This is a genomic window from Lacihabitans sp. CS3-21 (assembly GCF_024343675.1).
GTDB lineage: Bacteria > Bacteroidota > Bacteroidia > Cytophagales > Spirosomataceae > Leadbetterella.
Genome location: NZ_RJUD01000112.1, coordinates 177089 through 200394, shown reverse-complemented (window position 1 = coordinate 200394; position 23306 = coordinate 177089). Strand labels below are relative to the sequence as shown.

General features: G+C 36.8%; 20 protein-coding genes. 12 read left to right on the top strand and 8 right to left on the bottom strand.

Going from position 1 to position 23306, the window contains the following annotated elements; genetic code table 11:
* From EGI24_RS19970 to EGI24_RS19960, 3 genes are all read right to left on the bottom strand, one after another.
* Positions 1-1480 (bottom strand): sodium:solute symporter (locus EGI24_RS19970; RefSeq protein WP_255050378.1); only part of this gene is annotated, 1480 nt, incomplete at its 3' end.
* 363 nt (positions 1481-1843) lie between these two features.
* Entirely contained in the window at positions 1844-1978 is a 135-nt protein-coding gene (locus EGI24_RS19965; protein ID WP_255049105.1) for a hypothetical protein, read from the bottom strand.
* A 49-nt stretch (positions 1979-2027) separates the two neighbouring features.
* Entirely contained in the window at positions 2028-3044 is a 1017-nt protein-coding gene (locus tag EGI24_RS19960) for an exo-alpha-sialidase (RefSeq protein WP_409035486.1), read from the bottom strand.
* 265 nt (positions 3045-3309) lie between these two features.
* On the opposite strand from EGI24_RS19960, the gene EGI24_RS19955 reads away from it, so the two are divergent.
* Positions 3310-5475 carry a DPP IV N-terminal domain-containing protein gene (locus tag EGI24_RS19955; protein ID WP_310586108.1) on the top strand — a complete coding sequence of 722 codons (2166 nt, stop codon included), beginning with the start codon at positions 3310-3312 and terminating at the stop codon, positions 5473-5475.
* 42 nt (positions 5476-5517) lie between these two features.
* Here EGI24_RS19955 and EGI24_RS22040 read toward each other — a convergent pair whose 3' ends face one another.
* Positions 5518-5706, bottom strand: coding sequence for a PIN domain-containing protein (locus EGI24_RS22040; protein WP_409035499.1), 189 nt, complete (start codon positions 5704-5706; stop codon positions 5518-5520).
* Positions 5707-5906: 200 nt separating this feature from the next.
* Positions 5907-6062 carry a hypothetical protein gene (locus EGI24_RS19950; RefSeq protein ID WP_255050376.1) on the bottom strand — a complete coding sequence of 52 codons (156 nt, stop codon included), beginning with the start codon at positions 6060-6062 and terminating at the stop codon, positions 5907-5909.
* Between the two features lie 471 nt (positions 6063-6533).
* Here EGI24_RS19950 and leuS point away from each other — a divergent pair, with 471 nt between their 5' ends.
* The 4 genes from leuS to EGI24_RS19930 all read left to right on the top strand — a co-directional run bounded on the left by leuS (position 6534) and on the right by EGI24_RS19930 (position 11531).
* Positions 6534-9344, top strand: coding sequence for a leucine--tRNA ligase (gene leuS / locus EGI24_RS19945; protein WP_255050375.1), 2811 nt, complete (start codon positions 6534-6536; stop codon positions 9342-9344).
* Between the two features lie 208 nt (positions 9345-9552).
* Positions 9553-10797, top strand: a complete 1245-nt coding sequence (locus EGI24_RS19940; protein WP_255050374.1) for a TlpA disulfide reductase family protein — start codon at positions 9553-9555, stop codon at positions 10795-10797.
* A gap of 93 nt (positions 10798-10890) precedes the next feature.
* Positions 10891-11124: a DUF4834 domain-containing protein gene (locus EGI24_RS19935; protein WP_255050373.1), complete on the top strand. Its 234-nt coding sequence runs from the start codon at positions 10891-10893 to the stop codon at positions 11122-11124.
* A 2-nt stretch (positions 11125-11126) separates the two neighbouring features.
* On the top strand, positions 11127-11531 hold the full coding sequence (locus tag EGI24_RS19930) for a DoxX family protein (protein ID WP_255050372.1): 405 nt from the start codon (positions 11127-11129) through the stop codon (positions 11529-11531).
* Here the strand turns inward: EGI24_RS19930 and purN are convergent.
* Together purN and EGI24_RS19920 are read right to left on the bottom strand one after the other, a co-directional pair.
* Entirely contained in the window at positions 11502-12089 is a 588-nt protein-coding gene (gene purN, locus EGI24_RS19925; RefSeq protein WP_255050371.1) for a phosphoribosylglycinamide formyltransferase, read from the bottom strand. The two genes, EGI24_RS19930 and purN, sit on opposite strands and share 30 nt — an antisense overlap.
* Before the next feature lie 7 nt (positions 12090-12096).
* Positions 12097-12930, bottom strand: coding sequence for a geranylgeranylglycerol-phosphate geranylgeranyltransferase (locus EGI24_RS19920; RefSeq protein WP_409035498.1), 834 nt, complete (start codon positions 12928-12930; stop codon positions 12097-12099).
* Between the two features lie 144 nt (positions 12931-13074).
* Here EGI24_RS19920 and bshA point away from each other — a divergent pair, with 144 nt between their 5' ends.
* The 4 genes from bshA to EGI24_RS19900 all read left to right on the top strand — a co-directional run bounded on the left by bshA (position 13075) and on the right by EGI24_RS19900 (position 17297).
* Positions 13075-14202, top strand: coding sequence for an N-acetyl-alpha-D-glucosaminyl L-malate synthase BshA (gene bshA, locus EGI24_RS19915; protein ID WP_255050370.1), 1128 nt, complete (start codon positions 13075-13077; stop codon positions 14200-14202).
* Positions 14203-14279: 77 nt separating this feature from the next.
* Positions 14280-16067 (top strand): ABC transporter ATP-binding protein, encoded by a 1788-nt coding sequence (locus EGI24_RS19910; RefSeq protein ID WP_255050369.1) that lies wholly within the window; start codon positions 14280-14282, stop codon positions 16065-16067.
* Positions 16064-16723, top strand: coding sequence for a hexitol phosphatase HxpB (hxpB, locus tag EGI24_RS19905; RefSeq protein ID WP_255050368.1), 660 nt, complete (start codon positions 16064-16066; stop codon positions 16721-16723). The genes EGI24_RS19910 and hxpB overlap by 4 nt, the downstream gene beginning before the upstream one ends.
* Before the next feature lie 4 nt (positions 16724-16727).
* On the top strand, positions 16728-17297 hold the full coding sequence (locus tag EGI24_RS19900) for a pentapeptide repeat-containing protein (protein WP_255050367.1): 570 nt from the start codon (positions 16728-16730) through the stop codon (positions 17295-17297).
* Positions 17298-17497: 200 nt separating this feature from the next.
* Here the strand turns inward: EGI24_RS19900 and EGI24_RS19895 are convergent, their stop codons facing one another.
* Positions 17498-20131, bottom strand: a complete 2634-nt coding sequence (locus EGI24_RS19895) for a T9SS type A sorting domain-containing protein (RefSeq protein ID WP_255050366.1) — start codon at positions 20129-20131, stop codon at positions 17498-17500.
* Positions 20132-20253: 122 nt separating this feature from the next.
* Between EGI24_RS19895 and EGI24_RS19890 the strand changes: the two genes are divergently transcribed.
* The 3 genes from EGI24_RS19890 (at position 20254) to EGI24_RS19880 (ending at position 23305) form a co-directional block, all read left to right on the top strand.
* Complete coding sequence (locus EGI24_RS19890) at positions 20254-22152, top strand: ATP-dependent DNA helicase RecQ (protein ID WP_255050365.1); 1899 nt, start codon at positions 20254-20256, stop codon at positions 22150-22152.
* A gap of 93 nt (positions 22153-22245) precedes the next feature.
* Complete coding sequence (locus EGI24_RS19885; RefSeq protein WP_255050364.1) at positions 22246-22569, top strand: hypothetical protein; 324 nt, start codon at positions 22246-22248, stop codon at positions 22567-22569.
* Entirely contained in the window at positions 22550-23305 is a 756-nt protein-coding gene (locus tag EGI24_RS19880) for a geranylgeranylglyceryl/heptaprenylglyceryl phosphate synthase (protein ID WP_310586107.1), read from the top strand. The genes EGI24_RS19885 and EGI24_RS19880 overlap by 20 nt, the downstream gene beginning before the upstream one ends.
* Position 23306: the final 1 nt, after the last annotated feature.

The window sequence follows — 23306 nt, the reverse complement described above, 5'->3', positions numbered from 1 at the left end:
TGGTAATCAACCAGCCAACTCCAACAATCGTTAACGTGCCAAATGCTACAGTCATTTTAGGTTCCAAATTGGTTTTGAAGCTTTCTGGCAAATAGGTTTGAAGGGATAAATAAGCGATTACGACCACTCCTACCAAAGTTCCTCCAATAGCGGCCACCTTTCCAGCATTTTTCACCAAAAAACCCAGCAAAAATATACCCAACATGCCTCCTGCGAATATTCCAGAGAGTTTCCACCAAATATCTAAAATACTTTTGGCTCCTATCATGGCTATTCCGAAACTGATTCCCAGCAAACCAAAACAAACTGTAGCAATTCTTAAAACTTTGAGTTGCTGTAAATCATTTAAGTTTTTATGGAAATATCGTGTGTAAAAATCCTTCAAAAAAACTGTGGCCGAGCTGTTCATACTGCTGCTCATGGTACTCATGGCTGCTGAAAGTAAAGCCGCCATCAACAATCCCAAAAGACCCGTCGGGATTTTGGTTTTGATAAAATGAGGCAAAACTCTGTCACCATAATCTGCTGGTTGTAAATCAGTAAATGCTATACTTTTTTCGATAGAAACCAATTCTTTCAAACTTTGAATTTGCTCAGGAAAGTGCTGATAATAAACAAACAAAGCAGTACCTACGAAGAAAAACAAGAACGAAACTGGCACATAATAAATCACACATTGCCAAATGCTTTTCTGTGCGTCTTTGGTATTTTGAGCAGTGTGGTAGCGTTGAATGTAGTTTTGATCCACTCCGAAATTAACCAAGTTTATAAAAAATCCATACACAAAAACCACCCAAAACGAACTTTGAGTAAAATCTGGCTTAAAGGAACCTAGGCTAAATTTGTCTTTTGCAAGTCCCTCATTTACAATTGTTTGAATATCAATGGCATACAAAATTATTCCTAAAATAAGTAACGCTCCCATAGTTTTCAGAACGGCTTGTACCACTTCCGTCCAAATAACTGCTTCCATCCCTCCAAAAACGGTATAAACAATCACACAAACACCCGAAAAAACGATAATCAAAGGTATTTCAAAACCTGTCAAAGCATTGATAGCGATGGCAATTGCATAAAAAATGGTTCCCATTCTTGCCAATTGTGTAAGGATAAAACAGAGCATGACATAACTTCTTGCCCAAGACCCAAAACGTTTTTCGAGATGTGTATATGCACTGATTTCACCAGAATTTCGATAAAAACTTACGAAAAACTTGGAAGAGAAATAAGCCGCAAAAGGCATTGAAATACTAAATACGAAGGGATTCCAGTTGCTTCCGAATGATTTTCCAGGATCGCCCAAAAAAGTTATTGCACTTAAAAAAGTAGCGTAAAAACTCATACCAATCGCCCAACCTGGAATGGTGCTGGAGGCTGTGGTAAATTGAGCTGTACTCTTGTTTTTTCTAGAAAAATATACACCAATACCCACCATGGCAAGCAGATAAAGTACAATTATGGAAATGTCTAAGAGGGCCATTTTTTATTTTTATAGGGTTGAATATTAAATTTGGGTTTGTCTTCGACTCATTTCGGCAAGCTCAATGGCCATCGCTAAGACAACGCATTGGACACTGAGCGGAGGCGAAGTGCCGTTTTTGTCTTCGACTCCGCTCAGACAACAGAATCAAATGTCGCCACGGTCACTGAGCGGAGCCGAAGTGACGTTTTTGTCTTCGACTCCGCTCAGACAACAGAATCAAATGTCGCCACGGTCACTGAGCGGAGCCGAAGTGACGTTTTTGTCTTCGACTCCGCTCAGACAACAGAATCAAATGTCGCCACGGTCACTGAGCGGAGCCGAAGTGACGTTTTTGTCTTCGACTCCGCTCAGACAACAGAATCAAATGTCGCCACGGTCACTGAGCGGAGCCGAAGTGACGTTTTTGTCTTCGACTCCGCTCAGACAACGAAGTCGCGTATCTCTTAGGACACTGAGCGGAGCCGAAGTGCCGTTTTTGTCATCGACTCCGCTCAAACAACGAAGTCGCGTATCTCTTCGGACACTGAGCGGAGCCGAAGTGCCGTCATTTCACATCCAGCACCACATATCTCACTTTCTTTCGTTTCCAAGTGTAAGTTATATGCACTTTGCCATCTGACGTTTGAATCACTGCTGGATATGAAAATTCCATTTTAGGCTCATTTTCTAAAACCACAAACGGTTTCCATTCTTTCCCATCATCTGAAATCGCAACATTTAATGGAGACCGTTTTCCGCCCCACAGTTCTTCACTTTTGCCAACATGATTGTAAACCAACAATTGTCGGCCATCTTTAAGGGTAACTGCATCTGTTCCCGAATTTGGATTTGGCAATGAAATGGGCTTCAATGACGACCAAGTCTTTCCATTATCTTTTGAAAAAGCTTCTAGAATATAGCTATTCTTACTTCTACACAGGATCTGCAGTTGGCCGTCTTCTGTAAACAAAATGCTCGGTTGGATAGCCGAAAACTCTTTACCATCATTTATGGCAGCAGTTTTTGTCCAAGTTTTGCCTGCATCTTTGGTCATTTCAAAATGTACCCGCCAGCCATTATCCTCAGAACTTGTGGGACATAGTAAAGTACCATCGCTCAAAAGCTCAGGTTTGTTTTTTATCGGCCCATAGATTCCATCAGGCAGTTTTTCAGCTGCCGACCAAGTCTTTCCTCCATCAAAAGACCTTTTTATCATTCCCCACCAAGTAGATGGACTCGGGCCCACTTTATAAAACAATATCAATTCCGCTCCAGGCATTTGAAACAAAACGGGATTCCAAGTCGGATATCTTTTCTTCGGGCTTTCCACCCCATTGGCTACTTCAACTGGTGCAGTCCATTTGCCATTTTCTATTCTACTCACCCAAATACCCACATCTGGGTCTCTTTCTGCTGTTCCGCCAAACCATGCTGCAACTATTCCAGAAGGGGTTTCGGCCAACGTAGATGCATGGCAAGAAGGGAAAGGAGCATTTTCGTAAATAAATTCGGATTTGATAATGGGGCTTTGGGCGAAGGAAGCTTGGATTCCAATCAGGAAAATTATTATTTTCTTCATCATTTATATTGGGTTGAAAACTTTAAGATTTAAATCTAAATAAAAATAACCTTTGATGGAAATTTAGCATGTTTTTTAATTCATTATTTCGATTAACAATGAGAGCTCTTATTTGCCTTAATCAGACTATGACCATAATAAATAGATTAATTCAGGAGTTTAATTTGCCATATTTCTAAAATAATCATTTCATTTTTTTCTCGGATGATAATATTATCTCCAAAAAAATGCTTAATTTTTCCAATCAAAATATGCCAAGACCAAACCTATGATGAAGATTTTCAAATTACTCTTTAACTTTTTCCTCCTTTTTTCCTTAAACCTAAAAGCTCAGAATGTCGTTTGGCAGGAAAACGACTATTTTATGATTGAATCGGGCGAGATTCAAAAATATGCTTTACCTGAAAATAAAAAATCGACTTTTGTAGATAAAGCTAACCTAACTCCCAAAAATTCGAATAGCCCAATTGAACCCAAAAGCTTTGCTTTTTCGGAAGACGGAAACAAAATTTTGATTTTTACCAATACCCAGAGAGTTTGGAGACAAGAAACCAGAGGTGATTATTGGATTTTGGACCTTAAAACAAAGGCTATAACGCAGTTGGGAAAAGCACGACCTGCTTCTTCACTGATGTTTGCCAAGCTGTCACCCAACGGCCAAATGGCAGCTTATGTGAGCGAAAGAAACTTGTACATAGAAGACCTTAAAACACAAAAAATAAGCCCACTCACGCAAACCAAAGGCAAAATAATCAATGGCACTTTTGACTGGGCTTATGAGGAAGAGTTCGACTGCCGAGATGGATTCAGATGGAGTCCAGACAGCAAAAGCATCGCTTATTGGCAGATAGATGCCACCAAAATCAAGGATTTTTTGATGATCAACAATACCGATGAAATTTATGCTAAAAACATACCCGTAGAATATCCAAAAGTAGGCGAAAGTCCATCGGCTTGTAAAGTCGGTGTGGTCAATATTGCTACCAAAAAAACGATTTGGATGAACGTGCCGGGCGATCCGCAGCAACATTATATTCCAAGAATGGAATGGGCCAACAATGCTGATGAGCTGATTATTCAACAGCTCAACCGAAAACAAAATGAAAGCAAATTGATGTATTGCAACGCCAAAACAGGTGTATCTAGGACATTTTACCAAGAAAAAGACGCCGCTTGGATAGATGTAAGAAACAGCTGGAGCTATGGAAATATTGAAGGTTGGGATTGGGTAGAAAACGGCAAATCTTTTATTTGGGTAAGTGAAAAAGATGGCTGGAGGCACATTTATAAGGTTTCGAGAGATGGGAAAAATGAAACTTTGCTAACCGAAGGAAAATATGACATCCAGAAAATCCTGAACGTGGATATCGCAAATGATTTTATCTACTTCATGGCTTCACCCGAAAATGCCACTCAATCGTATCTTTACAGAACAAAAATCAGCCAAGTAAACAAAGCCGAAAAAGTTAGCCCAGCTGAACTCAGCGGAACGCACAATTACAGGATTTCGGACAATGGAAAATATGCCTTTCATAATTTTTCCAATTATTTCACGCCAAGAGTATCAGAAATAATCGCTTTACCTTCTGGAAAACCGATAGATGAAGCCAAGTCTATTTTGACCAATCAAAAACCTCAAAAAAAGGATGTGGAGTTTTTTCAAGTAACCACCACAGATGGCACCACCATGGACGGTTTTATCGCAAAACCTCAGAATTTTGATCCAAAAAAGAAATATCCCATCGTGTTTTATGTTTATTCCGAGCCTGCAGGAGTGGTGGTAACGGACGTTTATGGAGTGGATAGAAACAGACTTTACACAGGAGATATGGCAGCTGATGGCTATATCTATGCGGCTCTGGATGGCAGAGGTACTCCAGCACCCAAAGGTAGAGATTGGAGAAAATCGATTTACAGAAAAGTAGGCATAGTCAACATCAGAGACCAAGCCATGGGAGCTTTGGCGATGTTCAAAAAATACGATTTCATTGACACTTCTCGCGTAGCCATTTGGGGCTGGAGTGGTGGCGGATCTGCTACTTTAAACTGTCTTTTCCAGTACCCTGAAATTTACAAAACGGGCATTTCGATAGCCGCTGTGGCCAACCAACTCACCTACGACAACATTTACCAAGAAAGATACATGGGCCTACCGCAGGAGAACAAAGAAGATTTTGTAAATGGATCTCCAATGCATTTTGTAAAGAATTTTAGAGGAAATCTGCTGTACATACATGGAACAGGTGACGACAATGTGCATTACCAAAATGCCGAATTGCTGATAAACGAAATGATAAAATACAACAAGCAGTTCCAGTTTATGCCCTACCCCAACCGAAGCCATGGCATTTACGAAGGCGAAGGCACCACATTACATCTTTCTACGCTATATACTAAATATTTGAAGGAGCATTGTGCGGCTGGGGGGAGGTGAAGGTTTTTGGTGTCAGTTATATTAGTAGTAACAAACTAAAAATCAGCTATTTCGCTTATCAATAGTTGGGAGCAAAATTATTTGAGCAGTTTTAACTAAATCAAATTTTGCGTCACAGGTTATTAATGGGATATTAGAAATTTGGGCAGTTGCTGCAATAATAGAGTCCATCAGCTTCATTTTGGTTGATAATCTAATTTTTATTGCAAATTCTCGGATTTCTTCATTTATTCGAATAATAAAAAGAGTCGATAGAAATAGTTAAAGTTCCTTTCTTTGGCTTTTGGTAAAATTAGAGTTGCACTGGATTTCCATTTCAGTTATTTCCGAAATGTAGATATCTTTATTTTCGGTTAATTCTAATTCTAATCTTTCCCCTCTTAGGAAATTAATAAGTGTGTTGGTATCTAAAATTATCGCCCTTTCATTCATTATCTCAAATCTTCTTGAAATTTTAGGCTATCCCCTTTAAAAGGAAATTTACCAATAAAATCTTGCGGTTTTAAAGTTTTTTTATCTTTTTGAAGATTTTTGAACACCGCCTCAATTTCTGCTTTTATTGCATTCGCTGGTATTTTTACGGTCATTTTCTTGTTGTTTTTTAACAAATATAAAAACATCTGATTGGATTTCAAAGAATTATCGGAACATCTGGAAACCAGTTTTGAGGCAAAGTATATCAACTTTTGAACTAAATAGATTGACCAAATAGCTTGACTAAGTTTGGAAAATAAACTAGAGGAGATACAAATTTATAATAAGGACTTATCATTTACGGGGCAAATAATCGGTCTGAAAACCGAAATACACTCGTGCTAAGTCAGAAGACTAAGCACAGCGGAGTTCAAATGTTGAAAATGACTTTTGGAATAATATTGATTAATATTATAGGTCTGTAGGCCGAAATAAACTCGTGCTGAGTCAGAAGACTGAGCACAGCTGGGAAAAATTAACTCCTTAGGTAGTCAATCTGCGAAACTAGACCATAAGTGAAAGCTATTTATCGATTTTCCACCAAAAATCGCTAATTTTGCGGAAAATTTGATTTAAAAAACGCAATGGCAGAGTACAGACACCGAGAGATAGAAAAAAAATGGCAACAATATTGGGAAAACAACCACACCAACAAAGTTGAAATAGACACCACAAAACCTAAATGCTACGTGCTGGATATGTTTCCGTATCCGTCTGGGGCAGGTTTGCATGTGGGTCATCCGCTCGGATATATCGCCTCTGACATTTATAGCAGATACAAAAAACTCCAGGGCTTCAATGTTTTGCACCCCATGGGTTTTGACTCATTTGGTTTGCCTGCCGAGCAGTATGCCATCCAAACTGGGCAACATCCAGCCATTACGACAGAGAAAAACATCGCAACTTATATTGGCCAGTTAAAAAACATCGGTTTTTGCTACGATTGGTCACGTGAAGTCCGTACTTCTGACCCTGCTTACTACAAATGGACGCAGTGGATTTTCATGGAATTGTTTAATGCTTGGTACAACAAAGAGTCTGACAAAGCCGAAAATGTGGCTACTTTGTACGATTTGTTTGCCAAAGGCGGCTCAAACGCAGCGAAAGCTGTTTGCGACGAAGAATTGCCAGAGTTTACAGCCGAAGAATGGAATTCTTGGTCGAAAGAAAAACAATATGAGGTCTCGTTAAACTACCGTTTGACCTATTTGGCAGAGTCTGTGGTCAATTTCTGTCCAGAATTGGGCATGGTATTGTCTAACGACGAAGTAAAAGACGGTGTTTCGGAGCGTGGTGGTTATCCGGTGATTCAGAAAAAAATGAGTCAGTGGATGATGCGTATCACGGCTTATTGCGACAGATTGATTTCTGGTTTGGATACCATCGACTGGTCGGAATCTTTGAAAGACCAGCAACGCAACTGGATTGGAAAATCCAACGGAGCTTCAGTGAAATTCGAGGTAGAAAATTCGGACAAAAAAATTGAAGTTTTCACGACCAGAATTGACACCATTTATGGCGTTTCGTTCCTTGTTTTGGCTCCAGAACACGAATGGGTGGCCGATTTGACCACTTCCGAGCAAAAAGGAAGCATTGAAGAATACATCCTAGAAACACAAAAACGCTCTGAATTGGACCGTATGTCTGATGTCAAGAAAGTTTCGGGTGCATTTACGGGTACGTACTGCATCAATCCATTCAATGGCGAGCGGGTGCCGATTTGGATTGCCGATTACGTTTTGGCGGGCTACGGAACTGGTGCCGTAATGGGCGTACCATCAGGCGATCAACGTGACTGGAACTTTGCAACGCATTTCAGCTTGCCTATCATCCCGATTTTGGACGCTCAAGCAGACATCGAAACACAAGCAGATGCCACTAAAGAAGGAAAATATATCAATTCGGGCATGATTAATGGCCTGAATTACAAAGAAGCCACTGCCAAATTGGTGGCTTATTTGGAAGAAAATAAAATTGGTAGAGGAAAGATAAATTACCGTTTGCGTGATGCCGTTTTTGCTCGTCAACGTTATTGGGGAGAGCCAGTTCCTGTTTATTTCAAACCGAATGCAGAGGGAACGCTTGTGCCTCATTTGGTAGATAAAAAGGATTTGCCATTGATTTTGCCTGAAATCGATAAATATCAACCGACCGAAACAGGCGAACCGCCACTAGGAAGAGCCAAAGATTGGACTTACACTCCAGAAGGTTCAAGCGAAGCTTATCCATTAGAAATGAGCACCATGCCGGGTTGGGCAGGAAGTAGCTGGTATTGGTACCGCTACATGGATGCCAACAACGACACCGATTTTGCCTCAAAAGAAGCTTTGGATTATTGGCAAGACATTGACCTGTATTTGGGCGGAACCGAACACGCCACTGGTCACCTTTTGTATAGCCGTTTCTGGAACAAAGTTTTGAAAGATTTGGGCTATGTACAACAAGAGGAATTTGCTAAAAAATTGATCAATCAGGGGATGATTCAGGGCCGTAGTAACTTTGTTTACAGAGTTAAAGATGCCGAAAAACCGACTTTTGTGTCATTTGGATTGAAAGATCAATACGAAACTGTAAAACTTCATGTGGATGTAAACATCGTTGAGGCGGACGTTTTGGATTTGGAAAAATTCAAAACTACCAGAAACGATATTGGCGATGACCCACAATTCATCCTAGAGGACAGCAAATATATTTGCGGTTCTGAGGTTGAAAAAATGTCAAAATCCAAGTTCAATGTGGTGAATCCTGATACTTTGGTAGAAAGATACGGAGCTGACACTTTGCGTTTGTATGAGATGTTTTTGGGGCCTTTGACAGAGTCTAAACCTTGGGATACGCGTGGAATTGAAGGAACATATAGATTCTTAAGGAAATTCTGGCGTTTGTTTTTCGATCAAAACGGAAATCCGATTTTCAAAGACGAAGAGCCTACCAAAGACGAACTTAAATCTTTGCACAAAACCATCAAAAAAGTAGCCGAAGATGTGGAGAATTTCTCTTTCAATACTTCTGTGAGCTCATTTATGATTTGTGTGAACGAATTGACTGACCTAAAATGCCACAAATTGGCTATTTTGAAGGATTTATTGATAACGATTTCTCCTTATGCTCCACATATTGCAGAAGAACTTTGGGAGCAAATTGGAGAGAAAGAGAGTATCACCAAAACCACTTTCCCAACATTTAATCCAGCTTATTTAGTGGAGGACAGTTTTGAATATCCTATCCAAATCAATGGAAAAGTGAGGGTAAATATAAACTTCCCAGCAGACATGCCGAAAGAAGATATCGAGAGGCAGGTATTGGCCAACGAGCAGGTTATCAAATGGATGGAAGGCAAAGAATTGAAAAAAATCATTGTGGTGCCGAAGCGTATTGTGAATGTGGTGGTTTAATTATATGAATACAAATTATATTGATTAGCACAGAATTTTAATATTTGAGCCTGGGGATAAATAGTCCTCAGGCTTTTTAATTTTCATTTCAACTAATTATCGGAATGGCAAAAAACCTTTAGAACTATTCAATTTCCCAATAAATTGTTTTAAATTCCAATAATTAGGAACAAAATTTGTTAATAGATAGTAAACTATGTTCGTTTTAATGAAAAAAATTATTGTTCTTCTTTTTATAAGTTTCAATGCTTTTGCACAACATCCTGATTGGCTCATGGCCGACAGCAATGATGTATACACCTCCTTTAAATATGTCAAATATGACTCATTGAAATTGGAATTATCACAACCTGATAATCAATATTTTATAAAAGAATTTGATAAAAAATTTGGTGCTAATTTTAATAAAAAAGTACAATATGAACTTCTGTTGACAGCCAATATCGACCAATTGGAGATGGATTTGTATGATCAAAGAAAAGCTCAATTGGATTTTTTGAAAAATTCTAAAGCATCTAAATTCCTTGCGGACCATTTGGAAAAAGAAATTAAATACAACTATTGGCATTTGATTTTTGCTTATCCCATTGAAAGAGGAAACCAAGACCAACAATTGAAAAGAGTAATTTCTTTACCTTCTGTTGTCATTTCTGGTCTCAAAGCTGACTTTTTTAAAGATCAAAATCTTATTCATGTAAGAACATTTAGAAGTTTATTGATGAATTACCTCACTTATAAAAATTCTGAAGAAAAGGATTTCGTTAAATATGCCAACCAATTGCAATCAATCAACGACAAAGCCGAATATGCTTCAAAGACCTTTAGCGGGGATATTTTGGATTATGCCTTGGCTCAGTTATTGATCAATAACAAAAAAAATTTGGCGGTAAGAACCACACGAAACATAGCAAAAAATATCAAAAATAATGATGTGAGGTATATTTTTGAAAGTAAGTTTATAAATGAGGTTATAGCGATAGAGGCAATTGCCGTAGCTCAAAAAAAAGAAGAAGATGCAAAATCTGCCAAAAAATCTGCTGTTCAATTTAACGATTTAGAAGGAAAACAATTCGATTTTAGCAAATATGTTGGCAAAGTAGTTTATGTAGATTTTTGGGCAAGCTGGTGTGGCCCATGCAAAGCTGAGTTCCCACATTCAAAAACCATGCATGAAGGTTTATCAGAAGCCGACAAAAAGAAAATAGTCTTTCTTTATATTTCCATTGATGATACAGAGGAAAAATGGAAAAACGGAATAGAATCTAATGACTTAGGCGATTTTGTAAATGGCTGGGTAAGCCCTGAATGGTCGGCCAAAGTATCACAGCAATATATGATTCGTACCATACCTCGCTATATGATTATTGACAAAACTGGCAAAATAGTTAGTCAAGACGCCAAAAGGCCGAGTAATCCAGATACTCTTGGTCAATTGCTTGAACTTGCAAAATAATTAGAAGCTTTAGGATTAAGAATAGTAAAAATTTAATAATTTTGAATCAATAACGATTTCTATTCGTTTTATTTAAAAGAATCAAATAAGAGAATGTTTAAGTTCATATTTTTAATATTGCTATTGTTGGTGTTTGTTGCACCCTTACGAAGATTTTTGTTTTGGCTTATAGTTGGAAGACAAATAGTTAAAGAACAAAAAAAATATCAACAACCTACTGCACCTATACGTCCGGAAGGTGAAATAAAAGTAGATTACAAACCTAACAGAAATGACCGTCCAAATGAAACTGGCGGTCAGTATGTTGACTACGAAGAAGTAAAGTAATCATGACAAGGAAAAGATTCCACATACCTATTTCGATTGATTTTGCAGTTCTAATTCTAAGGGTTTTTCCCTCTCTGTTTATGCTGACCTATGGTTGGGAAAAACTCGTAAAATTTATCTCGGGCGATTGGTCTTTTGCTGATCCAATAGGCATTGGAGAGCCTATCTCTTTGTTTTTAGCCGTTTTATCTGAATTTTTCGGATCTTTGATGGTTATATTTGGGATCATGACCCGTCCAGCTTTATTGATGTTGATGTTCACCATGGCCGTAGCTGGCTTTATCGTTCATTCAGCAGACCCTATTTCTGTTAAGGAACACGCACTCACGTTTTTGGTCATTTACCTTGCGATATTTATCACAGGCCCAGGAAGATTTTCAATCGATAACAGAATTTTTAGCCGCTAATATTTCTTTGTGGATAATTTCAGGAAAGTATTGATATTCAAGCAGATGTATTTTCTGTGCCACCTCTTCGGCTGAATCAGTTTCTGTAATAGCACATTTCGCTTGAAATATTATTTTACCCTCATCATAGTTTTCGTTAACATAGTGAATGGTAATCCCAGTTTCAACTTCTTTATTAGCCACAACCGCCTCGTGCACATGATGCCCCCACATTCCTTTCCCGCCATATTTTGGCAACAATGCTGGGTGGATATTGATTATTCTATTTTCGAAGGCTTTAATTAAATTTTTAGGCACTAGCCAAAGAAAGCCTGCCAAAATAACCCAATCTATACTTTGCAGTTGGAGCATTTCAACAATCTTATCTGTTTTTGAGAAAACTTTTTTGTTGAAAATTACTACAGGGATATTCAGCCTTTGGGCCCTTTCTATAACACCTGCTGTCGGATTATTGGTCAAAATTAAAGAAACCTCAATCTCATCTTTTGCATTAAAAAACTCAACTATTCTTTCGGCATTTGATCCAGATCCTGAGGCAAAAATGGCAATTTTTATCATATTATATTTACACAAAAACAATACTAGCAACACCTAAAAGCATAATTATTTTACAAATTTGGCTCAATTGTCCAAAATGACTTTTCCTATCAGCCAAAATTAATTTATAGACCATTAGCATCAAAAGTATTCCCAAAATTCCGAAACAAATCCACAAGTTTAAGTTGCCTAGTTTATTAATTAAAATTACCACAGCAGTAACAAATAATATCAACAATAGGTAAATAATCTGTTTGGTTTTCCTTATTCCAAAATAAATTGGAAGAGTTTTGGACCCATGTGCAGCATCGCCTTTCATATCCTCCAAGTCTTTAATAATCTCTCGTACTAGATTAATGAAAAATGCAAAAAGTGCATATACATGGATAATTATGCGATTTGGCTCATAGTAAAGAGCAATTTCGCTAATAGACAAAGCCGTTAATAAGGCAACAATCAAATTTCCTGAAAATGGTTTTTTCTTGAATATGGATGCATAAAACCATAAAATACTCACTGAAAACACATTTATTAATAATATTCTCCAACCCAATAAAAGTGCCATCAAAACGCCAATTCCGCTAAATATTTGATGTGTGAGCAAAGCATATCTCCGCTTGATAATCCTTCCGACAAACACTTCATTGGGTTTATTTATTTGGTCTATTTTTACATCAAAATAATCATTGATGATATATCCTCCAGCCGCTATAAAAACCGTGGATAAAACCAAAATTGCAAATCTCCAGTCTAACCAAATTGAAATAGTAGCATTTTCAATCAAGAAATACCTAACCAAATATTGCGAAAAAGCAATAATGAGCAGGTTGTTCCAACGAATAAGTTTAAGGAAAGATTTGATATGCGTTCTCTTTGGTGCTCAAAAATATCAAGAAAACCTTAGATAAAAAAGCATTTGATAAAATGGCCATTGGGTCTAAAACCTAAATGGGGAATTATTTAGTCGCTTTTTATTGTTACCTATTTAATACGCAAAAAATTAAGAATGAGAATTGGAATTGTATGTTATCCAACTTTTGGAGGAAGTGGAGTTGTAGCAACAGAATTAGGAAAAGCATTAGCACAAAAAGGTCATGAAGTACATTTTATCACTTACTCACAGCCGATAAGATTAGACTTTTTCAATGAAAACATATTTTACCACGAGGTTAATATATCTTCCTATCCATTGTTTCAATATCCTCCATATGAGTCAGCCTTGGCTGGTAGAATGGTGGATGTGGTAAAACATGCAAATCTAGATTTATTACACGTACATTACGCTATTCCGCATGCAACATCAGCTTATTTGGCTAAGCAAATTCTTAAAAGCGAAGGCTTGAATATACCAGTTGTAACTACCCTTCACGGTACAGATATCTCCATAGTTGGTCGTGATCCAGCATTGAGTCCTGTGGTAACATTTAGCATCAACGAATCTGATGGGGTTACAGCTGTTTCCAGAGATTTAAAAATCGATACCGAGTCTGCTTTCAAAGTAAATAAAGATATAGAAGTCATATATAATTTTGTTGATTTAAATCGTTTTTACAAACAAGAAAAAGAGCATTTTAAACGTTTTATCTGCCCAAATAACGAAAAACTGTTGGTTCATGCCTCCAATTTTAGAAAAGTAAAGAGAATTGACGACATCATCAAAGCCTTTGCTAAAATAAGAAAACACGTGCCAAGTAAACTATTAATGGTAGGTGACGGTGAAGAAAGACAAAATATGGAATTGCTAAGCCGAGACCTTGGACTAAGCGATGATATTCGTTTTATAGGTAAATTAGAAGCTATAGAAGAAGTATTGTCCGTGGCTGATCTATTTTTTATGCCTTCTGAAAAAGAAAGCTTTGGATTAGCTGCTTTGGAAGCTATGGCTTGTGAAGTACCAGTGATTTCAAGTAATACTGGTGGATTGGCCGAGCTGAACATTCATGGTGTCACGGGTTTTCTGAGCAATGTGGGTGACATAGACGATATGGTAAAAAATGCTTTGTTTGTATTGGAAGATGAAAATCTACCCACTTTCAAAAAGAACGCTTTAGAAAGAGCTAAACAATTTGATATGACAGTTATTGTTCAACAATACGAAGCTTATTATCATAAAATCATCGGAAGCGTGAAATAAGTCTGATTTTTTGGTAATTTGCTATAAAAAAAACATAAAGTTGCAGAAAACAACTGCAATAGTTTGAAAAAAACTTAATGAAAGAATTAGCCTATCTCAATAAATACTTTTACAAATACAAATTATATCTTTTTTGGGGAATTGTTTTTACGCTAATTTCTAACCTTTTTGGTATTGTTCCTGCTCAAGTAGTCAGACACGCCTTAGAAATGGTGAAATCCAACATTGACTTGTATTTTTTGTTTGAAAATTCTTCTTTGCAAATCAGTTCCTACAAAATCATCACTTTTAGTATTGCGGTATTTGGAATCCTTATTTTGGCCATGGCCATTCTTAAAGGTATTTTCCTATTTGCAGTTCGCCAGACACTGATTGTAATGTCTCGACACATAGAGTATGACCTCAAGAATGAGATTTATGCTCATTATCAAACACTCCCACTGTCATTTTATAAGAAAAATAGCACTGGAGACTTAATGGCTCGCATTTCGGAGGATGTATCTAAAGTCAGAATGTACATTGGGCCGTCATTGATGTACCTCATCAACATGGTTATTTTGGTTTTCTTGATACTTTCTTATATGTTTTCCGTCAATTCCCGCCTCACTTGGTATGTTTTAATACCTATGCCAATTCTTTCATTGAGTATATTTTTTGTAAGTAGTATTATCAACAAGAAGTCAGAAAAGATTCAAAAAAGCTTATCAAATCTCTCTACTTTTGTTCAGGAGGCATTTTCTGGAATAAGAATAATCAAATCTTTCGCAAAAGAAGACAAGTTTGTGGAGACCTTCACCGCTGAAAGTGAGAATTACAGAAGGGAATCACTGAGTTTGACCAAAGTGGATGCTTTGTTCTCTCCAGCCATTTCATTTTTGATAGGCATGAGCACGGTTATTTGTGTTTATGTAGGAGGACAGGAGATTATTGCGGGTAAAATTACCGCTGGGAACATTACAGAATTCATTATGTATGTATTTATGCTTACATGGCCTTTAACAGCACTTGGATGGACCTCTGGACAAATCCAAAGGGCTGCCGCTTCACAAAAGAGGATAAATGAATTCTTGAAAATAAAGACAGATATTGTTTCCACAGAAAACAAAAAAACAGAACTAAAAGGCAGAATAAGTTTCCAAAACGTATCATTCAATTACCCTGACACGGGCATTGAAGCTTTGAAAAATATAAGTTTTGAAATAAATGAAGGTGAATCCATTGCAATAATTGGCTCTACAGGGTCAGGTAAAAGTACAATTGCCAATTTATTGTTGAGAATGTATGATGTCAATGATGGAAATATCCTCTTTGATGGCACTAATATTCAAGCACTTAACATTTCTCATTTTAGAAATCAAATGGCCTATGTTCCACAAGATGTTTTTCTTTTTTCTGAAACGATAAAAAACAATATTCAATTTGGCATAAATGGAATCTCTGATGAACAAATACATGAATCGGCCCGAATGGCTGTGATTTACGACAACATCATGGATTTTGAAGAAGGATTTGAAACCAAAATCGGGGAAAGGGGTATCACTTTATCTGGAGGACAAAAACAGCGAATTTCAATAGCTAGGGCTATTATCAGAAACCCGAAAATTTTGGTGTTAGACGATTGCCTTTCGGCCGTTGACACCAACACTGAAAATGCCATATTGAACAATCTGAAAGAGATTATGAAAGATAAAACTACTTTCTTAATCTCTCATCGTGTTTCCAATGCCCGATTAGCTGATAAAATTATTGTCTTGGACGAAGGAAGAATAGTAGAACAAGGGACGCATGAGGAACTTCTTAACTCTGCAGGAATGTACCGTGACCTCTACGAAAAACAAAATTATTCAGAAATAATTGAGTCATGATTTCATACGATAAATTTCAAGGTGTTATATATGACATGGATGGCCTACTGGTCAATTCAGAACCCATCTGGCAAGAAGCCGAAAAAGAGGTTTTTAAAACTGTTGGAATCACTTTGACTACAGAAGACTGCTTAAAAACCACCGGCATACCCACCTCAGCAGTTTTCGACTACTGGTATGAAATTTCCCCATGGGAGGGCAAATCCAAACAAGAGTTGGAAAAGATGCTTTTTGAAAAGGTCTTTTCAATGATAAAGGAAAATGCTACAGCAATGCCTGGGGTTATAGAAACGCTGATATTTTTCAAAAACAAGGGTTTAAAAATTGGTTTGGCTTCTGCATCGCCTTTGGAACTTATCCAAATTGTCTTGGAAAAGCTTGAAATAAAAGAATATTTTGACTTTTATCACTCTGCAACTTTAGAGAAAAATAACAAACCGCATCCAGATGTTTATTTGGCAGTTGCAAAAAAATTGGGCTGCCCTATTGAAAACTGTTTGATCCTCGAAGATTCTATCAATGGCGTGCGGGGAGCAAAAGCTTCTGGAGCAACAGTTGTAGCGGTACCAGATGATCATTTTTACGATTTTGAAGAATATACAATAGCAGATTTCAAAATAAAAAATTTATTGGAATTAGTTAGCCTCCCCCTATAAAATTATGTTGAAAAGCATTGAAAATGAGCGATTTGAAAAGTTAAAACCAAATGAATCTCCATTAACCAAAGCGGAATATGATTTTTGCCAATTTATAGATTGTGATTTCTCGCAAGCAAATTTTAGAGATTTTGTATTCTCCGAATGCACTTTTACCAATTGTAACCTCAGTAATGCCAATATTAGCAATTGTGCTTTTAAGGATGTGAGTTTTGTGAATTGTAAGGCACTAGGACTTCAGTTTGCCCACTGTAACACTTTTTTATTTGAGGTAAACTTCAAATCATGTATTCTAAACCATTCATCGTTTTATAAACTAAATCTCAAAAAGACCAGCTTTGAGAATTGTACAATCGAAGAAACTGACTTTGTAGAAACTAATCTTACTGAGGCAGTTTTTAAGAATTCCAATTTGGCAGGGGCGATTTTTGAAAACAGTAACCTTGAAAAAGCTGATTTTAGAACAGCACATAATTTTAGAATAAATCCTTCCACAAACAGAATGACCAAAGCCTTATTTGCTTCAGATAACCTAACTGGCTTATTGTCAGACTTTAAAATCATCATTAAATAATTTTCCTCTAAATTGCATTGCGTAACCGAATTGTTACGCATATATATAACAAACACTTACCTACGCTTAAGAAGAAATATATTTCAAGCTATACCCTAACCCACAAGAAGAGAAATCATTGGGCTCATAGCTTTCTCCATTCTTAAACAAAAAAGGGGTGCATTCAAAGCTGAATGCACCCCTTTTTTAAACTTAAAAATTTATTTCTTAACGAATTTCTTTACTACTGATCCTCTTTTCTCTGTAAGCTTCAACATGTAAGTACCTGGAGATAAATTACCTATAGCTATTTCATAGTTCAGCATATTGCCATCCGATGGCACCATTTCGTCCATAACTTTATTGCCTCTCAACGAAAAAACTTCAAGTTTAACGTTTTGGCTCTCTCCTACTTCAAGGTTAATTTTCAATTTTTCTTCCGTTGGATTTGGAAAAATCTTCAATCCGGGTACTGAAGTTGACTCATTTGCTAAAATTACTGGAATATCTTTTTGAATATAGAGGTTATCTATTGTCCAGCCCCAACCTGTAGTCCATTGGTCGGCAAACATTCTAAATCTAATTAGGAGGTTTTCGCCAGCAAAATCTGAGGTAAAATCTGATCCGTAAATTTGCACAGTTCTGCGTTTTATCATCGCTGGAGTCGCTTTGCCAGTAGAATTTGGTGCTGTACCAGATGAAAAACTGCTATTAAAGGCATTGTTCCAAGTGGTATTGGCTCTACTGTCATATCCATCTTCTAAAGGAAACCAAAAACTTCCATCCAAAGAACCCTCAACGACAACATAGTCGTAAAAATCTTGGTCACCAAAAGTGGAGCCAACATCGCCGGGTTCTACGAGAGCCACTTCATCAAATGTTATAGTAGCGTTATTTGACTTTAGTTCAATAGGAATTCTGAGCATAGCTATATCACTTTTGTCAAATGGCATGTAAATTCCACCATCTGTTGGATCTAACAAGCCCAAACCATTTATATATGGATGAGCTGTATTTAATGCCTTTGAGGTAAAACCTTCGGCCTGATCAATATTGAAACCCAAAAGGGCAAAATCGTCATTGTTAGTTTCAAAATCTGTCACATATTCAGTTGCTGTAGCGTTCTTTAAGGTGGTTACTGTAAAGTTATAGAATCCTTCACTGGGCTTATCGTTTTGATTTGTTCCACTATAATTTGTTGGCAAAATTGTTTGATTACCAGACTTATCTTTAGCAACTATTTGGTATCTAACCTTATCCCCAACTTTCAAATCTTTAATGACATTCTCTGCTAAATATGCATTGTCGTCTGCTCTTCCTTGTGAGAAAACTGGGTTATCAATGCCTGGTTTATACTTCTTCAAGGGCTTTAGAGGTGCTTTTATGGCATTCACCGTATACAAGATATAAACGGTATCTATCCCTTCTTGAAAATCATCAATGACATTGGCTAAAATACTGACTGGTGAGGTAGAAAGTAAAATATCTGGAGCATAATGTTCAATTCCTGGCCCAGAAACATCTTTTGAGCCTATCTCAAAGCTGTAAATAAAATTAGAAGCTTCCAGTCCACCATTTCCTGGGCTGGTAGTAGTCAATCCAAAATTATCTTTGGTTTCGAAATAATATTCTACTTTAGTTGTATTTGCTGGTAAACTTACGTTGGCAAAATACATTCCACTCACAGGATCTTTTTGCAATTCAACAGTTTTAGCTTGATTGGAGGCAGCCTCATTCAACAAATAAACCAATTTTGCAGAATTTGGCACTAAAGTAGTATCAGACAATATTTTAGCTTCAAATCTTATTGTACTAGCTAAGGCTCTATTTTTCAGCGGGTCATGAACTATAGAGGTGCTCTTCCAACCCATATCTTGAAACATCTTCATAACCAATGGCCCAGGGTTTAGATTTTTCTCTCTTAAACTTGCCGTGGGTGTCATCAAAGAGTTTATGCCACCATTTCCATATTTATCATCGTCCAAATGAGAAATACTCGAGCCACCCTCCCATGGATTAGGGGCATAAATCAAAGCTTTGTTTTCTTTAACATCCGTTTGTGTATTTGGTCCAGAAAAAAATATATCTTCACTAACCAAAGCATTTCTTAAAACATTCGAGGGATTTTTAAACGTCAAAGTATCTGTTAGTTTTTTACCTTCTCCTGTTAAAAGAAATTTATCATAAATGGCATTAAATTTAGTTCCAAATCCATAAAAACCTTGCTGACCCGAAACTCTCATAGAGGAAACGAATCCTAGGCCATGACCCAATTCGTGTAAAACTATAGATGTAAAGTCAAAAGTCCCAATTGGAACATTTGGGGCAGTACCATAATACCAAGGAATTTTACTATTAAACCTGCAATAAATATCGTCTTCGTTGATGGAATTCAACTCTCTACCGGCAAGTTTTTCAGCCAATGCCAAAGGATAATAGGTATTCACTTCACGAGCACCAGGGAAGTTTCTGTAATAATCATTGGTATTTGCTGCACCAAGAACGTTATCTCCTAAATCTTCCCAATAAGCAGTAACTCTGATAGGAACATTTGAAACCAATAGCTCAGCCCAAATATCAATTGCCCTTTGAAAAGCTGCTTTGGCATTCTCAGGAAATCCTATATAATTCACTACGAAGGTGGCAGCTTGACCGCCTTCCGTTCTTGCTTTCTTGTTAGAAAACTTGGCTTTAACTTCTTCTGGCATATCGACAAAAGAAGGCCTATCCACAAAACTCGCAGGACAAATTACTTCTTGCCCTTTGTTGTGTTCGATTTTGAGATTATATTTTTGTTGTGAAAAGGCTAATGAATAACTAACTAAACACAGCCCTAAAAGTACAAGTTTTTTCATAGTATAAATTAAATTTTTCCTCGGTCAGTTTGTAAATATAAATCAAAAAACAAGGCCATTGGTTCGAAAAAGCAAAATAATCAATAGCTTTACATGAAATACGCAATTTCTTATTCAAAAGTATGCTTCTTCCTGAAGAAATATTAAAAAAATATTGGGGCTACGACGATTTTAGACCATTACAGAAGGAAATTATCAACAGTGTTTTAGCAAAAAACGATACCTTGGCTTTGCTGCCAACTGGTGGGGGGAAATCTATTTGTTTTCAAGTTCCAGGTATGATAGTTGACGGCATTTGCATTGTTGTTTCGCCGCTGATTGCACTCATGAAAGATCAAGTAAGGCAATTGAAAGAACGAAACATTGCTTCTGAGGCTATCTATTCAGGTATGAAATTTTCTGAAATTGAGGCTATATTGGATGATGCAGTAGATGGAAAATTAAAATTCCTGTATGTGTCTCCTGAAAGGCTAAAAGCCAAGAATTTCCAAGCTAGAATCCATTATATGCATGTTGGACTACTGGCCATAGATGAGGCCCATTGTATCTCTAAATGGGGTTATGACTTTCGACCTTCGTATTTACAAATAGATGAATTCAAAAAACTCATTCCCGCTGTAAGCACCATTGCCCTGACGGCAACTGCTACTGAAAAGGTCAGAAATGACATCATTGATAAATTAGGCTTAAAAAAGCCCAACATTTTCGTCCAAAGTTTTGCTAGAAATAATCTTTCCTACTCCGTAATTGAGACTGACCAAAAGGAAACAAAGCTTTTGCAAATCCTTAAAAAAGTGGAAGGGACGGCTATAGTATATGCCAAAACTAGGAATAGAACAGTTGAATTTTCAAAGTTTCTAAAGGCAAATGGTATTTCGTCGGATTACTACCATGCAGGATTGAGCTTAAAAGAGCGAAATAAAAAGCAAGAAGATTGGATAAATAATATAACCAGGGTGATGGTTTCTACGAATGCCTTTGGTATGGGTATAGACAAGCCAGACGTTAGATGTGTGGTTCATGTGGATTTGTGCGAAAACCTGGAAGCTTATTACCAAGAGTCAGGAAGAGCTGGAAGAGATAATCAAAAAGCGTATGCGGTTTCTCTTTATAATATAAATGACATCGAAAACCTCGAAATCAATTTAGATATTAAATATCCTGAATCTGTTTTTCTTTCAAAGGTTTATCAATGTTTGTGCAATTATTATAAATTGGCTTTTGAAAGTGAGGTTTTTGAAAGTTTCGATTTTGAGATTCAAAACTTTGCAGCTACTTTTGGACTGAATGTAAGGCTTACGCATTATGCTCTGAAACTTCTTGAAAGTCAGGGATTAATCTATTTGAGTGACGCCTATTTTAATCCATCAAAGTTAAAGATTATCGCTAATCCTAATGATTTTTATAACTTTCAAATCAGAAATCCTTCTGTAGAATTATTCTGTAAGACGCTACTTAGGATATACGGCGGCGAAATTTATGCCAACTACATTAACGTTTCAGAACAAGAGATTGGGAATACTTATAATGCTTCATTTAATGAGGTTTTACAAAATCTTGACCTTCTCGATAAACATCAAATTATAGATTATAGCCCTCAAAAATCTGTTCCACAGCTGGGATTTCTTACGCCAAGGCAAGATGCTGACAACCTTTCTATTAATCATAAGGAGATAGAAAGTAGGAAAATCAATGAGAAAAAAGCCTTGCGATCGGTAAGGGTTTATACTGAACAAACTGCCAAGTGTAGGATGTTGCTGATTCAAGATTATTTTGATGAAAATACTTCAAAAACCTGTGGGATATGTGATGTTTGTTTAAAAATGAAAAAGTTGGGTTTAGTAAGTGAAAAGACCCAAGAGATCACCTCAAAAATATTAAGTTTGCTTCCAACCACCCCATCAAATCTTGAAAACCAGTTGATTGGAGAAGACAACTCGTTGATATCTAAAATATTAAAATTTCACTTTGAGTCGGGACAGTTGGCAATGGACGGGCAAGGCTTAATTTATAAAAAATAAAATTAGGCCTGTTTTTTAATTTTTAGATCATAACCCTCCATATTTGAACCAAAAAGACTATTTTAGCATTGTTTTTTCAAATGAATTAAAAAAATGGACAAGAGAGAACAGAAGAAAAGCCAACTTGAAAATGTAATTCACTCGACTTCAAAGGCCATAGAAAGCCAGCTAGGTGATTACAAAGACAAAGGGAAAAATGCACTAATCATTGGTGGCATTGTAGTGGCAGCTTATGCTTTCTCTAGACTTTTTACTAGCTCAGATGAAAAAGAAGATGAAAAAATCGAAGAAGAAGGTTCATCTTTTTTAGGAAATGCACTTACTGGAATGGTCACTTCAGTGCTTTTGACTTTGGCAAAAGATAAAATTCTGGGTATTATTGAACAAATGAATCAAAATGAAGATGATACTAAATAGCATGTACGAAAACTGCAGCAATGGAAAGAAATCTTTTGCAGTTTTGTTAGATCCAGATAAACTTAACCTCGATATTTTACAAGAAAAAATTGACGCAATAAATTCAGCAACAGTCGATTATATATTTGTGGGTGGCACTATCATCGGCACTGATTTTATGGATACTTTGCTACTACAACTTCAAGAAAAGACTTTTGTACCCAAAATAATATTTCCAGGCAACGGCTTACATATAAATAATAAAGCAGACGGTATTTTGTATTTATCTCTAATTTCTGGTCGCAATCCTGAATTTTTAATCGGTCAGCATGTGGTCTCTGCTCCAATTCTAAAAAGAAGTAAATTAGAAATTTTATCAACTGGCTATATTTTGGTAGATGGTGGCAAACCTACCACTGCATCATATATTAGTAACACTGCTCCTTTACCCAATGATAAACCAGAAATAGCAGTAGCTACTGCGGTGGCTGGTGAAATGCTTGGATTAAAACTTATTTATTTAGATTCTGGCTCGGGAGCTCAAATACCTGTTAGTGAGTCTATTATACAAGCAGTAAAAAAACATACCGATACGCCTTTGATTGTAGGTGGCGGAATTAATTCTCTTCAAAAAGCTTCTAAAGCTTTAGCTGCAGGTGCAGATATCATCGTAGTGGGAAATGCAATTGAGGAAAACCCCAATTTCTTGTTTGAAATGGCTTCACTGGTGAATTCATATAACCATTCAGTGGCATAAA

Coding starts and splice junctions, on each gene's coding strand:
- EGI24_RS19900 (WP_255050367.1), top strand. CDS start 16,728: ATGTTGAAAAGCATTGAAAATGAGCGATTTGAAAAGTTAAAACCAAAT.
- EGI24_RS19890 (WP_255050365.1), top strand. CDS start 20,254: ATGCTTCTTCCTGAAGAAATATTAAAAAAATATTGGGGCTACGACGAT.
- EGI24_RS19880 (WP_310586107.1), top strand. CDS start 22,550: ATGAAGATGATACTAAATAGCATGTACGAAAACTGCAGCAATGGAAAG.
- EGI24_RS19960 (WP_409035486.1), bottom strand. CDS start 3,044: ATGATGAAGAAAATAATAATTTTCCTGATTGGAATCCAAGCTTCCTTC.
- leuS (WP_255050375.1), top strand. CDS start 6,534: ATGGCAGAGTACAGACACCGAGAGATAGAAAAAAAATGGCAACAATAT.
- EGI24_RS19940 (WP_255050374.1), top strand. CDS start 9,553: ATGAAAAAAATTATTGTTCTTCTTTTTATAAGTTTCAATGCTTTTGCA.
- bshA (WP_255050370.1), top strand. CDS start 13,075: ATGAGAATTGGAATTGTATGTTATCCAACTTTTGGAGGAAGTGGAGTT.
- EGI24_RS19955 (WP_310586108.1), top strand. CDS start 3,310: ATGATGAAGATTTTCAAATTACTCTTTAACTTTTTCCTCCTTTTTTCC.
- purN (WP_255050371.1), bottom strand. CDS start 12,089: ATGATAAAAATTGCCATTTTTGCCTCAGGATCTGGATCAAATGCCGAA.
- EGI24_RS19910 (WP_255050369.1), top strand. CDS start 14,280: ATGAAAGAATTAGCCTATCTCAATAAATACTTTTACAAATACAAATTA.
- EGI24_RS19885 (WP_255050364.1), top strand. CDS start 22,246: ATGGACAAGAGAGAACAGAAGAAAAGCCAACTTGAAAATGTAATTCAC.
- EGI24_RS19935 (WP_255050373.1), top strand. CDS start 10,891: ATGTTTAAGTTCATATTTTTAATATTGCTATTGTTGGTGTTTGTTGCA.
- EGI24_RS19950 (WP_255050376.1), bottom strand. CDS start 6,062: ATGACCGTAAAAATACCAGCGAATGCAATAAAAGCAGAAATTGAGGCG.
- EGI24_RS19895 (WP_255050366.1), bottom strand. CDS start 20,131: ATGAAAAAACTTGTACTTTTAGGGCTGTGTTTAGTTAGTTATTCATTA.
- hxpB (WP_255050368.1), top strand. CDS start 16,064: ATGATTTCATACGATAAATTTCAAGGTGTTATATATGACATGGATGGC.
- EGI24_RS19930 (WP_255050372.1), top strand. CDS start 11,127: ATGACAAGGAAAAGATTCCACATACCTATTTCGATTGATTTTGCAGTT.